This window comes from Okeania sp. KiyG1 (assembly GCF_014132355.1).
Taxonomy (GTDB): domain Bacteria; phylum Cyanobacteriota; class Cyanobacteriia; order Cyanobacteriales; family Microcoleaceae; genus Okeania.
This window is the reverse complement of sequence record NZ_BLZO01000180.1, coordinates 83044-97878: the sequence shown is the minus strand read 5'-3', so window position 1 is coordinate 97878 and position 14835 is coordinate 83044. Positions and strand designations below refer to the sequence as shown.

General features: G+C 39.4%; 14 protein-coding genes and 1 tRNA gene. 11 read left to right on the top strand and 4 right to left on the bottom strand.

Features of this window, described 5'->3' with window-relative positions:
- Positions 1-107: 107 nt before the first annotated feature.
- Both SAGCYANO_RS39535 and SAGCYANO_RS39530 read left to right on the top strand, forming a co-directional pair.
- Entirely contained in the window at positions 108-1940 is a 1833-nt protein-coding gene (locus tag SAGCYANO_RS39535) for an ABC-ATPase domain-containing protein (protein ID WP_202225023.1), read from the top strand.
- Between the two features lie 132 nt (positions 1941-2072).
- Positions 2073-2276, top strand: coding sequence for a hypothetical protein (locus tag SAGCYANO_RS39530; RefSeq protein ID WP_202225022.1), 204 nt, complete (start codon positions 2073-2075; stop codon positions 2274-2276).
- Positions 2277-2672: 396 nt separating this feature from the next.
- Here SAGCYANO_RS39530 and SAGCYANO_RS39525 read toward each other — a convergent pair whose 3' ends face one another.
- Together SAGCYANO_RS39525 and SAGCYANO_RS39520 are read right to left on the bottom strand one after the other, a co-directional pair.
- Complete coding sequence (locus tag SAGCYANO_RS39525; protein WP_202225021.1) at positions 2673-3218, bottom strand: pentapeptide repeat-containing protein; 546 nt, start codon at positions 3216-3218, stop codon at positions 2673-2675.
- A gap of 59 nt (positions 3219-3277) precedes the next feature.
- A complete protein-coding gene (locus tag SAGCYANO_RS39520) occupies positions 3278-5107 on the bottom strand; it encodes a hypothetical protein (protein ID WP_202225020.1) in 1830 nt (609 codons plus the stop codon).
- Positions 5108-5201: 94 nt separating this feature from the next.
- On the opposite strand from SAGCYANO_RS39520, the gene SAGCYANO_RS39515 reads away from it, so the two are divergent.
- The 8 genes from SAGCYANO_RS39515 to SAGCYANO_RS39490 all read left to right on the top strand — a co-directional run bounded on the left by SAGCYANO_RS39515 (position 5202) and on the right by SAGCYANO_RS39490 (position 12110).
- Positions 5202-5453 (top strand): type II toxin-antitoxin system ParD family antitoxin, encoded by a 252-nt coding sequence (locus SAGCYANO_RS39515; protein WP_375340083.1) that lies wholly within the window; start codon positions 5202-5204, stop codon positions 5451-5453.
- Complete coding sequence (locus tag SAGCYANO_RS48640) at positions 5428-5553, top strand: hypothetical protein (RefSeq protein ID WP_255502883.1); 126 nt, start codon at positions 5428-5430, stop codon at positions 5551-5553. The genes SAGCYANO_RS39515 and SAGCYANO_RS48640 overlap by 26 nt, the downstream gene beginning before the upstream one ends.
- A 149-nt stretch (positions 5554-5702) precedes the next feature.
- Entirely contained in the window at positions 5703-8606 is a 2904-nt protein-coding gene (locus SAGCYANO_RS39510; protein WP_202225019.1) for a tetratricopeptide repeat protein, read from the top strand.
- Between the two features lie 4 nt (positions 8607-8610).
- Entirely contained in the window at positions 8611-8802 is a 192-nt protein-coding gene (locus SAGCYANO_RS39505) for a hypothetical protein (protein ID WP_202225018.1), read from the top strand.
- Positions 8803-9021: 219 nt separating this feature from the next.
- On the top strand, positions 9022-9180 hold the full coding sequence (locus SAGCYANO_RS46770) for a hypothetical protein (protein ID WP_237397133.1): 159 nt from the start codon (positions 9022-9024) through the stop codon (positions 9178-9180).
- Positions 9119-10096, top strand: a complete 978-nt coding sequence (locus SAGCYANO_RS39500) for a CHAT domain-containing protein (protein ID WP_307786302.1) — start codon at positions 9119-9121, stop codon at positions 10094-10096. The genes SAGCYANO_RS46770 and SAGCYANO_RS39500 overlap by 62 nt, the downstream gene beginning before the upstream one ends.
- Positions 10097-10584: 488 nt before the next feature.
- Positions 10585-11331 (top strand): sigma-70 family RNA polymerase sigma factor, encoded by a 747-nt coding sequence (locus SAGCYANO_RS39495; protein WP_202225017.1) that lies wholly within the window; start codon positions 10585-10587, stop codon positions 11329-11331.
- A 2-nt stretch (positions 11332-11333) separates the two neighbouring features.
- A complete protein-coding gene (locus SAGCYANO_RS39490; RefSeq protein ID WP_202225016.1) occupies positions 11334-12110 on the top strand; it encodes a DUF1822 family protein in 777 nt (258 codons plus the stop codon).
- Positions 12111-12461: 351 nt separating this feature from the next.
- On the opposite strand, the gene thrB is transcribed toward SAGCYANO_RS39490, so the two are convergent.
- Positions 12462-13379, bottom strand: coding sequence for a homoserine kinase (gene thrB, locus SAGCYANO_RS39485; RefSeq protein WP_202225015.1), 918 nt, complete (start codon positions 13377-13379; stop codon positions 12462-12464).
- Between the two features lie 182 nt (positions 13380-13561).
- Positions 13562-13633 (bottom strand) — tRNA-Cys (locus tag SAGCYANO_RS39480).
- Positions 13634-14005: 372 nt separating this feature from the next.
- Here SAGCYANO_RS39480 and cpdA point away from each other — a divergent pair.
- Positions 14006-14809, top strand: a complete 804-nt coding sequence (cpdA, locus tag SAGCYANO_RS39475) for a 3',5'-cyclic-AMP phosphodiesterase (protein ID WP_202225014.1) — start codon at positions 14006-14008, stop codon at positions 14807-14809.
- The last annotated feature ends 26 nt before the right edge of the window (positions 14810-14835 follow it).

Genomic DNA, 14835 nt, shown 5'->3' with positions numbered 1-14835 from the left:
AACTTCAGTATTTCAAGCCTTTGACTTTCCTGCGGAATGCGGAGCAAACAGCCAGAGGAACTGATAACTGATAACTGATAACTGAAATGACACCTGATACCTGAAAAATGACTAATCAACAAACTCTGAGGCAGAAACTTTTAGACTTAGACAACTGTAACTACAAAGCTTACAGAGATATTCAAGGTAGTTACGAATTTCCGGACTTTACCTTAATTATTGATTATATTCAGGGAGACCCCTTTGGCGCTCCTAGTAAACTTCGGGTGCAGGTGCCTTATACAGTTGCTGCCTTTCCTCCAGAACTTTATCAAAGTCCAATTCGAGAAATTGCCCTACGGGATTTCCTAACTCGTAAATTTGACAGAATGGCTTATGAGGTTAGTGGACGCCGTGGCACTGGTAAAAGTGGGATGGTGGCAATTACGAAAATGGGACAGGAAGTGCTGGAACGAACATCAGTATACTTGGCTAATATAGACCCTCCAGCTCCTAAAGTTGTTTCTCCAGGGTCAAACCCCGCTTTACAAAGAGGAAAACCGATAAAATTAAAGAACAATCCTCAAAAAGGTGTTGAAGTACGATTAATAGCTGGATTACCTGCAAATGGTCGTCGTATTCTAGGCAGACAGGCAGCAGAAATGTTGTGTGATGATATGCCGTATATTGTTCATCGGAGTCTCAAATATGAACAATTAGATGCTGCTGCTTGTCGTCGTCATGTAGAAACTGTAGAAGATGCAGATTTTTTGCGGAAGCAGTTGGTAGAAAAAAATCTGGTTGCTTTTGTTGCTAATGGTGCAATGTTACCACGTCGTAGCGGGGTTGACGCTCGTCCTTTGTCTTCTGAGAATGTAGTGCCATTTCAGTCTCCTCCATCTTTGGAAGTAGAGTTTGAATGCCCGAATCAAGGTAAAATTTCTGGCATGGGAATTTCTAAAGGGGTTACATTAATTGTAGGTGGTGGTTATCACGGTAAGTCTACCCTTCTCAAAGCTATTGAATTAGGGGTTTATAACCACATTCCTGGTGATGGACGTGAATTTGTCGTGACAGATCCAACAGCGGTGAAAATTAGGGCAGAGGATGGTCGTAGTGTGGCAGGTGTAGATATTTCGCCGTTTATTAATCAATTACCTCAAGAGCGTTCCACTACTCAATTTACTACTGAAAATGCTAGTGGTAGTACCTCTCAAGCTGCAAATATTATGGAAGCTTTGGAGATAGGTATTAAAAACGATAAACCTGAAGAAGTTGCTACAACTGCTCCCATATTGTTAGTAGATGAGGATACGGCAGCAACTAATTTTATGATTCGCGATCGCCGGATGCAAGAACTTATTTCTAAAGAAGGGGAACCGATCACTCCTTTTATTGATAAGGTAAGGCAGTTATATACTGACTATCAAGTGTCAACAATTTTGGTGATGGGTGGTAGTGGTGATTATTTTGAAGTGGCAGATAAAATTATTGCTATGGAAAACTACCAAGCTAAAGAAGTTACAGAAAAAGCTAAAGAGATTGCCGAAAAATACGTTACTGGTCGTACTTCTGAAGGTGGTGAAAATTTTGGTGAAATTCGAGGGCGGATACCACTATCAGAAAGTTTAGACCCCAGTCGGGGACGACGAGATGTGCGTTTAAAAGTACGAGATGTTGATGAGGTTGTGTTTGGTAGCGAGGATGTTGACCTCTCTAGTGTCGAACAGTTAGTGAGTAAAGACCAATTAACGGCGATCGGTGCAGCTATGGTTTATGCTAAAAAACAATACATGGATGGCGATCGAACATTGTCAGAAGTTGTTGATGCTATTATGGCAGATATTGAATCTAAGGGTTTGGATGTTTTGGTTCCTTTTCCCCAAGGAGATTTAGCTATGTTCCGACGTTTTGAGTTGGCAGCAGCGATCAATCGTCTACGGACTTTGAAAGTCAAATAATTAGGGTTTGCTTATGGAAGTCTTTTGGTAGGGGCAGAGAGTCATTTCAGTTATCAGTTATCAGTACCTTTAGCTGAAGCATTGGGATTGAAATACCGAAGTTGATTTTTTCTTGGTCGAAAGGAGCGCATTTTGGGCAAACAAGGGCAGAAAAATCAAGGGACAATTTTTCCTCCTACCTCGTCTATAATATCATGTCCGGTTAAACAATTAGACTTTGGTGGAAGGAAGGCAGGAGGCAGAAGGTTTTCTGCTATTGTCACCTTAATTTTATACACAAACAATGCTACCGGACATGATATAATTCCCATTTCTCCTGTCTCCTACCCCTACTAAAAGACTTTTTCAGCAAACCCTAGTTAAACACGCTGGTGTTGCAAGGCACGCCTGGAATTGGAGATTATGGCTAACTATAAATATCCGTATGGCACAATTCCCATAATCCTGAGAGTAAACTTAAATTTCCTACTGCTATTGATTTGCATAAACTATTGGTAGCAATGGTTAAACCTAATAACTATTGGTATTATGAAGTTTCTAAGTGTGCCCCCCAATATGCTTTAAGGTACTTATCAGAAGCTTGGAAACGTTGTTTTGCTAAAATATCTGGTCAGCCTAAATTCAAGAAAAAAGGTAGAGATGATAGTTTCATTTTGCACTCGCCAACAGTATCTTCTCTAAGTTTTACACCATTTAGTCTAAACTTCAAGCTGGGGAGGAGCGAGGATAAATTTACAGACGTTTTTTCACAGGGAACGGAAAGAAAAGAAAATATCGTACTAAAATTACACCATCAGGTAGTCGGGTATGGTCAAATTTCGTAAACCAAGTTTCTGCCTCCAAAATTGATTGAGATTGATCTAAATCTGCACCAGTTAAATTAGCATTAGAAAGTACAGTATTGCTCAGGTTTGTATTTCTTAAATCAGCCCAGGATGCTTGGGCATCTCTTAAGTTAGCTCGGCTGAGATTAGCTCCTTTTAAATTAGTTGAGTCTAAGTTAACTCCTACCATTTTGGTCTTATGTAATTGTGCTTTTTTTAATGAGGCTTCGCTAAGATTTACTCTGTTTAAATTAACTTCACTTAGATTAATCCCATCTAAATTTAATCCTACTAAATTCGGGTTAATTAATCGAGTTCTCCGAAAATCTTTTCGACCTTGTTTTATCTCTAAATGAAACTGTTCGTTGTAGAGAGTTTCTATGCCAAATAGATTATAGAAACTTGTGACTAAATTCTCAAGAAAATTTTGCTTTTGTCGTTGTATTGGAACCATTTTTGTTACCTCTTTATTGGATTTATATTCGATATTTATTGGTAATTTATAGATCATAATTAGAGATTTACGATGATAGAATTATAGTTTTTGTGGATAGTTTGATCCAGTCGTTCTGCTAAACTGATGCTGGCAGTTAATACCTCCTCAAGATAGCCAATTGGTCGGGTGGCTAATGGTAAATTTAGAGGCGCATATTGTAGGTAAGCTTGAACATATTCAACAGTTTTAATTAGTTGCTTAACCCGGTAATCTTTGTGAAAGTAACGGGAGGCGAAAGCTTTAATAGAATCACAACCTTGATGGATTAAATTTCTGCCTGCCACAATTTCTAAATCACTGCTACTATTTTTGAACTGATGATAACCATTTTTTACCTGTTCTAAAGCTTTTTCAATTGTTTCCAAATCTTCTTGTAAATATCGAGTTTTTTCCATTTCTCTTGCGTATTTCACATACTCGACAAATGGTGGATATTCACAACGTCCGGTCTGTTTTAGATCCTCAACAAATACTTTAAATAAGTCGTGGTCTTCAGGACTAATTTTATTTTTATTCAAGTCAAAAATAGTTTCTTTAATAAAGACTTCTCTGGCTTTAATTACTGCCTCACTTTTAGACATTTGCACATCTTCTCGTTTAGAGTAAGAAATAGCCATAAAAATAGCTATAGTTGACGTAATAGCAGATATACTCATCACGAACAAACTCTGTCCAATATCTACCCACTGTCTGCTCAAAAGCTTGTGGGCGAATGAAATTGCTGCTACTCGTGTTGCTTGCGTTCCGGAACTAATATTTCCTGCTTCGTTGAAGCGACTTTCATAAATTTCAGGTTTATTTTTTTTGAGATAGGCTAAATAGCTACCATAATTTTTCACTTCAGTCAATTTTTGCTGGTATTTGTCTTGAGCTACTTTGAGCTGGCGATCGCTTGCTGCTGCTAGATCGTTAGCTTTTGGGCAGGCAGGCCATTGTTCTATGGGATCGTTTTCATAAGACTTGTAGCCACCTTGATTTATCCTATCTGCGTATAAACCATAGGCAGCCAGGTGCAGTTCATCCCTGTTAGGATCGTTCGGCGAGAGTCGCTCTAGTTTCCGTTGCAAAGTTGTACACTCTTGGCGAATTTTGGTTGCATCTTCCTTAATGACTAAAATTTCGTTCTCCAAAGGTTGAAAAATTGATTCTGCAACTAAGTCTTCTCCGAGTTTGCGACTCAAACCAGGTTGATTTAATAGTAGCTCCGAACCAACTCCTGATACGAAAGTTAGCACTAAGTTAAGGGTGATGAAACCGCTAGTGCCAATTCGAGCAAAACCTAAACTGATGGGTTGATGAGATGCTGCCCCCGTGGCTAGAGCGTTGCCGAGTTTAATTAAGCCTACATTAGCTAACACCGCAGCAGGAAAGGCAACTATTCCCATGCTTTCAAACATAAAAAGTAAGAAGGGTAAAGTTGTAAATGCGTTCCACCAGTTAGCAATGGTGGTTACGGAGGTTGTGACTAAAGTTGCTTTAGCTAATTCTTTGGAGACGTAGCTAGTACCATACAATTCCTTTGGGTTTACACACATCAAATTTATTAGCCATAACCACAATAAAAGGGTTACCTTTTCGTATCCTTCTGGGGTAATGTTTTCACGGGACTTTTTCTGATTAACTATTTGGCTTTGGAATTTCAGCCAGAAGATCGTATCTTTGGAGTCGGGAATCTTTGGTTGTTGTGGTAGCTTCATGGATTTTATGATTGGTTTAAGTTGGATTTGACTTTCACCGTTATTTTCCTCCGGTGTTATTTTTCTATCGTTCAGAAAATTAGATTTGTTGCAAATGTAGAGACATAAGCTAAATTGAAAAATAATTAGATTATGATAAGTTAAAATCATTAAACTTTCTGCAACAGCGAGCTAAAAAGTTTCGATAGATAAATAGTAATTTAAAGAGTTATTGTAGTAAATCCCAAATAAAGGAGAAATTTTGATGATTAACTTATCTTTAACACCAGAATTAGAACGCTTTATTAATTCGGCGGTGAAGCGAGGTCGGTATTCTTCTGCTGAGGAAGTCGTTAGTACGGCATTGCAATTGCTTCAAGAACGAGAGATGGAAACAACCACGCCAACTTCAGAACCACTTTTGTCGGAGTTGACAGGAGATTTAATTGGTGCTATTGATAGTCAAGCTGAACCTCATCATCAGTCTCAGATTGGAAACCCTCAGTCTCAGTTTTAATGAGAAGTTTATTGGTATTATTGAGCGATCGCGTGCCCGACAAGAAGCAGAAGGGGGGATTCCTATTGAGGAGATGCGACGACAACTCGGACTTGATTGAGTTTGTGTGGGGAAGGTTGTTGGAGGGGCAATATAACTGTTGCTAGTCTCTATCAACGCTCCTTCCCAACAAAGGATAGTTAATATCATATTCTGCGTTAAAATGCTAAAAATTTACTATTTTATTCAACTATAAATTCATTAAATATTATGACTAAAGAATTAGGGGAGTCAAAGGCTCAAAAAGCATCTAAACGGCAAAAAGCTTATGTAAGGTTGATTGTAGAATTGATCAATTGTTGGAGGAGTTCTACCAGTGGAGCAGAATTTAAGGAGGTTTTAAACCGCCACCAAGAGCTGGCTACCCCAGAGTTATTGCAGGTAATAGCCCAGGAGGCGGAAAGTTTGAGGGATAAGAAAAAATGGGATCATGCAAATTCCCTGTTAAGTCTGGCGCTGCAAGTGGCGGAGGTGTTGGGAAGTTCTGATAGAGAGGCTGTTTTCAGGAAGGAAACTGCGAATGTTTTGAAGAAAATGGGGGAACGCGAAGATGAAATTAGTCAGTATTCTCAGGCGATACAATTTGATAAACTGAGTTTAAAGATATATCGAGAGCTTCAAGACCGTCAAGGGGAGGTTGATGCCCTCAATAATTTAGGTCGTAGTTATATGTGTTTGGACGAAAATGAAATGGCAACCCCTCTGTACCATCAGTCTTTGACTATCGCTAGAGAAATTGAATATAATCAGGGAGAGGTTAATGCTCTTAATGGTTTGGGAGCGGTGGATAATTGTTTGGGAAAATATGATGAAGCAAAGGCTTATCGTCAAGAGGCTTTAGGTATTGCAGAGGCTATCGAGTATACTAAAGGGAAAGCTGCTGCTTTTAATGGTTTGGGTTGCATTTATGAAGATTTGGGAGAATATCAGCAAGCAATCAACTTCTATCAACAGTCTCTAGCTATTTATCAAAAACTCAAAATTCGTCAATGGGAAGCAATATCCCTGAATAATTTGGGTTTAGCTTACAATGGTCTAGGGAAGCACGAAAGGGCTGTTAACTTTCTCAAACATTCTCACATTGTTCATCAAGAAATTAAAAATCGTCCAATGGAAACTTATTCCCTATTTTGTTTAGGTAATGCTTTTTTTTCCTTAGAACAATACAAACAGGCCATGGACTCCTATTACCAATCTTTAGGTATTTGCCGAGAGATTAAATACAGTGAGGGTGAAGCTAATTCTTTGCAACGTTTGGGTCTTATATACTACTCTTTGGAAGAATACGAACAAGCAATACATTTCTATGAAAAGTCTTTAGCTATTTTCCGAGACATCAAAAACAGTGAGGGAGAAACTGATTGCCTAAAGGGCAAAGCAGATTCATTATCCCATCTTGCACTTCGGTGGTATAGGGGTAACCAATTCCCCCTTGCTCTTAACGCCTTGCAATCTGTTTATATAATTTATAGACAAATCAAAGATAGTCAAGGAGAAGTTATTTGTCTAGAGAAGTGTTTAGCTATAGCTAGGGAAACAAAAGATCGTCGAAAGGAAGCTTTTTACTTATGTTTATTAGGTGGAACTTATCGCCTTTTACAAAACGAAAAAGCGATCGACTTTTATCAAGAATCTTTATCTATCTACCGAGAAACTAGAGATCGCAAATGGGAGGCAATAGTTTTGAAAACATTAGGTAGTGTTTATACAATTTTCACACCAAAGCGAAAAGCGAAGGAAAAAGCGATCGAATTTTATCAACAATCTTTAGCTATCTGCCGAGAAACTAAAGAGCGTCAAGAAGAAATTAGCTGTCTGGGAAGCTTGGGAGAACTTTACAAGTCCCTGGGGCAATATGAGCAAGCAATAGACTATTATCAGCAATCTTTAGATATTAGTCGGGAAATTAAATACCCTAGAATGAAACCGTTGGAATTCTTGCGTTTGTTGAATTTGGGCCAAATTTACAACCTTTTAGGGCAATACGAAAAAGCGATACATTTTTATCAACTGTCCTTAGATGTTAGTCAAAAAATGAAAGACCGTTTCCATGAACAAACCTCTTTGAGTCACCTGGGTGACATTTATCGTTTTTATCTAGGCAAATACGAAACGGCGGTAGAGTTTTATCAAAGAGCCTTAACTATTGCACGAGAAAGGAAATCTCGTATAGGAGAACAAATTTATCTATCCTTTTTAGGTCGTACTTATTTTTCTTTAGGGCAAGACAAAAAGGGAACAGACTTTTGTCAACAGTCTTTAGATATTGTTGAGCAAGAACAAAAAAGTTTGACTAAATCTGCAAGCAAATTAGATTATTCAAATTTGTCGTCTTTGGGAAGCCTGTACAGTATACTAGGACAAAGTAGACAGGCGATCAATTTTTATCAACAGTCTTTAAGTGTTTCTCGAAAAGTTAATAAAGACTCTAAAGTAGAAAGGCACAGAAAACACGAAGCATCTTGTCTCAAAGCATTAGGCCGTCTTTACTACTCCCAGGGGCAATATCAACAAGCCCTAGACTTTTATCAAATGTCTTTAGCTATCTACGAAGAAATTAGCTATCCTGAAGGGGCAGTTTCCTCTATGAATGGTTTGGGAGATGTTTATTGTTCCTTGGGTCAAGGTCAACGGGCACTAGACTGCTACCAAAAGTGTTTAGCTTTAGAGATTACGTCTGATGCCAAATCTGATGCTCTAAATTCTTCTAATACTAAATTTACCGTTATCACTATCCCAGATATTGCTATTGTTGCCCCAAAAATAGGCGCTATAGAATTTATCCGGGGCAACTGGCAAGACGCAATAAATGCCTACCAACAAGCAATTGAGTCAATAGAATTTCTCAGAATCGGTTCCCCCAGCGATAACCGTCGCCAACAAGTAATGACCAACGCGATGGAAATCTACGCTAATACAGTTCAATGCTACGTCAACCTCCAACAATACGATCGTGCCCTAGAATACGCCGAACGTTCCCGCTGCAAGCAACTGGTAGATTTCATCGCCAGTAAAGACCTCTTCCCAAGACGGCAACATCCCCGAAACCGTCAAAGTCTTACTCCAAGAACACGAACGGCTCCAACGGCAAATAGACAACATCCGCAATATTGACCCCTTGGAAGAACCAAAACTACAACCAGATATAAGTATGGATGATAGCGGTGATATTCTCAACACCTCCAGAAATTGGCGAGCCATTACCCAAGCCCGTAACGAAAACGTCGCCAAATTAGAAACCCAAAAAAAGAGAAATCTGGGAACAAATCAGAAAAGAAGACCCGGTTATTGCCCAGGGTATTCAAGTTAACCACTTAGAATTTAACCAACTGCAACAACTTATTGACAGCGAACGCAGCGCCATCCTCAGTTTCTACAGCACCAAAACCGATACCTACATATTCATCCTCCGCCGAAACAGCATCCACCTCCACTCCTGTCCAGGAGAAGGCAACGACAACCTCCAAACCTGGATTCAGGAAAAATGGTTTAACCTCTACCTATCCGAAAATAAGTCCGACTACGAAAAATGGCAGCAGCAAATTCCCGACTTTCTAGCAGAACTAGCAAACCGCTTAAACATCCAACAACTCATCCACACCTACCTCGAAGACACGGACGAATTAATCCTTATCCCCCACCAACACCTACACCTAATCCCTCTCAGCGCTCTCCCCATCGGCAATAACCAGCATCTGGGTGACAAATACCCAATTCGCACCCTAGCCAGTTGCCAAGTCCTCAGTTTTGGCCAAAATCGCGATCGGCTCTCAACCGCCCCCACCTACGGCATTGTAGAAAACACCAAATTAGACTTACCTTTTAGCAGTTTGGAAGCCGAAAAAGTAGCCCAACTCTACCAAGTCAAGCCCGACAAACGACTCAAAGGCAAGGAAGCAACTCCCGTCAAATACAGAGAACTCCTACAACAAGTGAAGCGGGTTTTATCCAGCCACCATGCCGTTTCCCGAATAGACGATAACCTAGAATCTGCCCTCATCCTCGCAGACGAGCAAAAAATCACCCTCGGAGAACTGCTCACCCCCGCTTATCGTTTTCCAGAATTAGATGAAGTATTCCTCTCGTGCTGCGAAACCAACGTCGGCGTTGCCAAACCCACCGATGATATTCTCACCTTAAATACTGGTTTTTTGTCAGCCGGTGCCCAGGGCGTCATCAGTACCCTTTGGGAAGTTGACGATTTAGCAGCGTGCGTTTTTTCAATTATCTATCACGAATTGCGGGCAGAAGGTATAGACCGAGTGGTAGCAGTCCAAAAAGCTCAACAAACTATCAGAAATATGACCAAAAAGCAACTTAAACAAGAATACAAGAAATCCTTGGAAGAGATGCTAGAACCAAAATTGCGAGCTGCTAGCAAACTGGTAAGAGCATTAGAAACACAAAAGTCTAGTTATGTGGAAGGTTCTCCAGAATACAAAAGCTGGCAGAAAAAACTCGAAAAAGCCATAAACGATTACAATGGTGTTACCAAAGACAAGATCAACTTGGAAAGTAGGTTACAAAATGCGTATAAGCTAAAGTATCCTTTTGCCCATCCGGTTTATTGGAGTAGTTTTATTTGTGCGGGTTTGAGGGATTAGAAATAGGTGACACATTGAATTAACCTGTAAGGGCGAATGGCCATTCGCCCCTACATAACAATGTCCCAAAACATATTTTATAATTTTTAATTACCAATAATATCATGTCCGGTAGCATCGGTCTTGTATAACAAAGGTAAGGAAGAAGGAAGAGGGAACAGGGAAGAGGGAAGAGGGAAGAGGGAAGAGGTCCGAAGGCTACCCTCGCAAGAAAAAAACCATTATTTCCTGTAGATATTCACCCTTGGGTTTACACTAACGATATAAACGGACATGATATAAAACATTAGACACTTAAAAAGCTGTGAGAGGCAAATAGGGACTCCTGGAGTCCAGCTAACAAGTAGGGAGGGATAAACAGTCAATATGACCAAAGTCGTAGTTCAAGAAACCAGATTTTTCCAAAAAAACAGGTTTCTGAGGCATCAAATAACCAAAGGAAAATACTTGACTAGCTTTCCAGTAAAATCCAATCAGGAGAGCAAGCTATGAAAAAAAATTCCAACTTACCAGACGACTATCTAGCTAAAATCAGAGCTGTTTGTGATGGGAGCGCTGAGGATGACCAATTATATGAGGCGATCGCCAACTTTTGCCGACAACCAAATAACAGACGTCGGGAGACTTTTACTTGTCTTTTCAGAAAGCTTCAACATTTAAAGGGGTTGAAACGAGTTCAATATCCAGGTGCCGATACCGAAATTTGGATAAAGGTTTATGAGCAAATTGGTTCTAATTTTGAGCCACAGGAGAGATCTAAGTCTCTACGAAGTAGCCTGGTGACGTGGATTAACAAAAAATTAGGTATGGAATACGCGGATACGGAATGGATGCGCAAGGAACAGAAAGGGGAGCCGACGCTATCCCTTGATTATCCTGTTGATAAGGACGATAGCGTTAATAGCATAACACTGGAAGCTTTACAATTTAGTGAGGAACCAGAACCGATGGAGGAAGCTATTCAGGAAGAACAAAAACAAAATATTGCGATGTTATTCCAAATAGTGGACGATCCTGAAAATCATTTGCATAGCTGTCCTGAATGTACTTTTAAAGCGGTTTACGAAGGTTATATTTTTGCTAATCCTCGTAAAACTCTAAAGCAAATTGCATCTGAGTTCGGAGTTAATCAAAGTAGTTTACGCAGTTTTTGGCATCGTGCTTGCAAGAAAATTTTTAAGGAACTACCCCCAGAATTAAAACAAACATTAAAAGAATCTATTGAGGACAAATAATCATGGAAACAGAAACTTTAAAAATACCTATCACTAAAAATGACCACCAACACGCTAAAGAGTTCGCCGCCGAACAACGCAGTCAAGCTAAAAAAGCCAAGGTTTACTTAAATACTTTGGCTGTATGTGCGGTGCGTAATTTTCTGAATATCGTGCAAATAGAAACTGATGTGGAATTAAGTGGCACTTGGAACCCCATCGAACGCGCTTGTTTCGACATCGCCGATCTATTTATTCCCCATCTAGATACTTCTGTGGAATGTCGCCCCGTATTGCCAGAGCAAGAAGAGGTGACTTTGCCCCCAGAAGTGAAGGAAGATCGGCTCGGTTATGTTTTCGTCAAGTTCGATAACGACTTACGAGAAGCAGAATTATTAGGCTTTATGTCAGTTTTCGCTCCCTATGATGATTTGGAGGATATAGAGTTAGAGGAAAAATTGGAGCCTTTTGAGAACTTGTTCACTGTATTAGAGCGGGTGGAGAAAGCTGGTCAGGTTGATTTAGACTCAGTGTTAGCAGAAGTCGAAGCGCGTCTCAAAATCCAATCTCGCCAAGAGTTAATCCTTAAATTTGAGAGGATTTTACGTAACGTTCCTGACTATCAGCAAATAGCTGATGGAACTACCGAGTTTGCTAGTTATTATCAAGAGCAATCTTTAGCTGCTGCTAGTAGAAGTGAAGGAAATGTTAATGAACTTAGTAACGAGGAGTTAGGAAAATTGGGAGATTTAGCCGGAGAGTTGTTGGAGAAACTGGCTGAAATTTGGTCGGAGGAGTAGTAGTTGAGCGATCATTCTTACTTCAGATAGAGGCAATAATGCCTGATGCCACTCAACTAGGCGTAATATAAATCCGGTTTATAAGGAACTGTTATTATGAAGGTAAGGCAGAAGGCAAAAGGCAGAAGGCAGGAGGAAAAGAATAAAGTGAGAAGGTATAAAGTTTTTCATCAACTAGTTATCCAGATTCCATCTCATTCCTAGTCATATACATACATTATATAGCCGGATTATATATCAAATTACCAGCTAAGGAGCCATGTAAGAATAAGTTGTACAAATTTTATCTGGGATAAATTGTGAAATATAGCTTCCATCAAAAAAACTGTTCAAGTTATTTTTACACGACTACTAAGTACAAACTGCTCCTTTAGTATCAATTGCCAAACCTCGTACTTCTGTAACTACTCCCTGATTTTTCCAAGCTTCAGTCATTGCTGTTACTACTGTTGAACTTGTGGATAAATTTGTCAGTGCTAATAAAGTCGGGCCCGCGCCACTAATTACCACTTCATTGGCACCAGCATCTAAAGCAGCTAATCTGACTTTGTCATATCCTTTGATTAGAGACTTACGGTAGGGTTGGTGAATTTTATCTTGCATTCCAGCTTTTAACCAATCTCTATTACCAGTTTCTAAACCTCTTAACAAAATGCCTAAATGAGCAGCATTGAATATGGCATCGGCGCGACTGTACTCTGTTGGTAAAACTCGTCGCGCTTCTGCTGTTGAAAGTTCAAAATCTGGAATTGCTACTACTGGGACAATATCAGAATGCCAAGGAATATCACATATTTCCCAACCAGTAGGAGTGGAAGCAGTTAAACAACAGCCACCGAGTAAGGCAGGTACAACATTATCTGGATGTCCTTCAATGGCGATCGCTAAATTCATTACTTCTGTTTGACTCAAAGGATGTCCCGCCAGTTGATTTGCTCCAAGTAAACCTCCGACTATTGCAGTAGCTGAACTTCCTAAACCTCTAGCTAAGGGTACGCCTAAGTCAATTTCTATGTCTACAGATGGGGGTATTTGGTTGAGATGTTCATATAATTTGACGAATGCTTGATAGGCGAGATTGGTTTTATCTGTGGTGACTCGTGCAGCTTCTTTGCCAGTAACAGAAATTTTTAGTTCTGTTGCGCTATCCGCAATAGAAAATTTTAAGCGGTTATATAAGGAAAGAGCAGCACCGATGCAGTCAAAACCAGGGCCGATATTTGCGGTAGTTGCGGGAACAGTAACGGTAACAGAGGAAGGCGTAGTCATTTCAGTTATCAGTTATAGCGCTACGCGCTAGGGAATAGGGAATAGGTAACAGGGAATAGGGAACTGTAAAAGGATTTTAGGATTGAAAAATGTCCTAACCAATTCTTGTAGTCCTATATCAGTTATAAGTTATCGATACCTCCGGCTGAGGCCAGAGGCAAGAAATTAAGAACTCTATAAAAAGGCGGCACCCAGATTCGAACTGGGGAATAAGGATTTTGCAGACCCTTGCCTTACCGCTTGGCCATGCCGCCATTAACATACTTTTATTATCATACACCATCCACAAATATATGGCAAGTTCTAGCATAAATGTGATGTAGATCACTTAAACTGATGTTTTGAATTGCACTGTGGACTAATATCTTAAGTTATTTTAAAGGTTTAACACTCTTATAGTAGTTGAAGGAAAGGTTAGGACATATAAAAAGCTTACAGCAGTTTTGGAGTTGATGAGGTAAAAAATTTTAGGACTTTAGGGAGTAGGGAAAAAAAGATTAGCCTTAAAACCATACCTCACGCTTCCTAAAAAGTGCTGCAAAACTTAGACAAAGACAAAGTAAGATTTTTCCTTTTGCTTCTTCACTTACTGCCATATCACTTGTCACAAAATTGCCTCAGTAACCATGATTTCTCAACCTCCTGTGCTTGTTGCTCAAATCACCGATACTCATCTATTTGCAGACCCTATTCAGGGAACAATGTATGGACTTCCCACGGAAAGCTCCTTTGTGAAAGTCTTGGAGAAACTAAAACAGTTGCAACCCCAACCAGATGTACTGCTACTTACTGGAGACCTTTCCCAAGATGAAACTTCTGAATCATATCAACGTTTAGCATCTTTACTGAGTCCTCTGAACATTCCTACTTACTGGATAGCAGGAAACCACGATAATTTACCAGCAATGGAACGGGTGTTAAATTCTGCTCCTATTTCCGCGAAAAAATCTTTTGAAATGGGTGGATGGAATTTTTTTTTACTAAATACTAATGTGCCTGGACGTGTTCATGGCGAAATTTCTCCAGAAAATTTAGAGTGGTTAGAATATAACATTAAAATGACTGGAAATAAGCCAGTTATAATTGCTTTGCACCATCCTCCTGTAAAAATTAATTCTGAATGGATGGATAAAATTCTTCTGCATAACCCAGAAAATTTATTAAATATAATTAATCGTTATCCACAAGTAAAAATTGTTTTGTCTGGTCATATTCATCAAGAATTTGCCAAAGAAATAAATGGTATTCATTATTTATCAACTCCTTCTACTTGTATTCAATTTGAACCAAGAAATCCTAAATTTTTTCTAGATAAACAACCACCTGGATTACGATTACTTACTTTATATCCTGATGGAAATTATACTACCAAAATTGAAAGGATTGACTATATTTATGAATGTGATATGGCAGCTCGGGGATATAATTAATAATTAATAATTGATAATTGATAATT

What these genes read in the sequence shown, in the direction of transcription:
- SAGCYANO_RS39535 (WP_202225023.1), top strand. Translation starts at nt 108, where the DNA reads ATGACTAATCAACAAACTCTGAGGCAGAAACTTTTAGACTTAGACAAC.
- SAGCYANO_RS39525 (WP_202225021.1), bottom strand. Translation starts at nt 3,218, where the DNA reads ATGGTTCCAATACAACGACAAAAGCAAAATTTTCTTGAGAATTTAGTC.
- SAGCYANO_RS39520 (WP_202225020.1), bottom strand. Translation starts at nt 5,107, where the DNA reads ATGATTTTAACTTATCATAATCTAATTATTTTTCAATTTAGCTTATGT.
- SAGCYANO_RS39515 (WP_375340083.1), top strand. Translation starts at nt 5,202, where the DNA reads ATGATTAACTTATCTTTAACACCAGAATTAGAACGCTTTATTAATTCG.
- SAGCYANO_RS39510 (WP_202225019.1), top strand. Translation starts at nt 5,703, where the DNA reads ATGACTAAAGAATTAGGGGAGTCAAAGGCTCAAAAAGCATCTAAACGG.
- SAGCYANO_RS46770 (WP_237397133.1), top strand. Translation starts at nt 9,022, where the DNA reads ATGGCAGCAGCAAATTCCCGACTTTCTAGCAGAACTAGCAAACCGCTT.
- SAGCYANO_RS39495 (WP_202225017.1), top strand. Translation starts at nt 10,585, where the DNA reads ATGAAAAAAAATTCCAACTTACCAGACGACTATCTAGCTAAAATCAGA.
- SAGCYANO_RS39490 (WP_202225016.1), top strand. Translation starts at nt 11,334, where the DNA reads ATGGAAACAGAAACTTTAAAAATACCTATCACTAAAAATGACCACCAA.
- thrB (WP_202225015.1), bottom strand. Translation starts at nt 13,379, where the DNA reads ATGACTACGCCTTCCTCTGTTACCGTTACTGTTCCCGCAACTACCGCA.
- cpdA (WP_202225014.1), top strand. Translation starts at nt 14,006, where the DNA reads ATGATTTCTCAACCTCCTGTGCTTGTTGCTCAAATCACCGATACTCAT.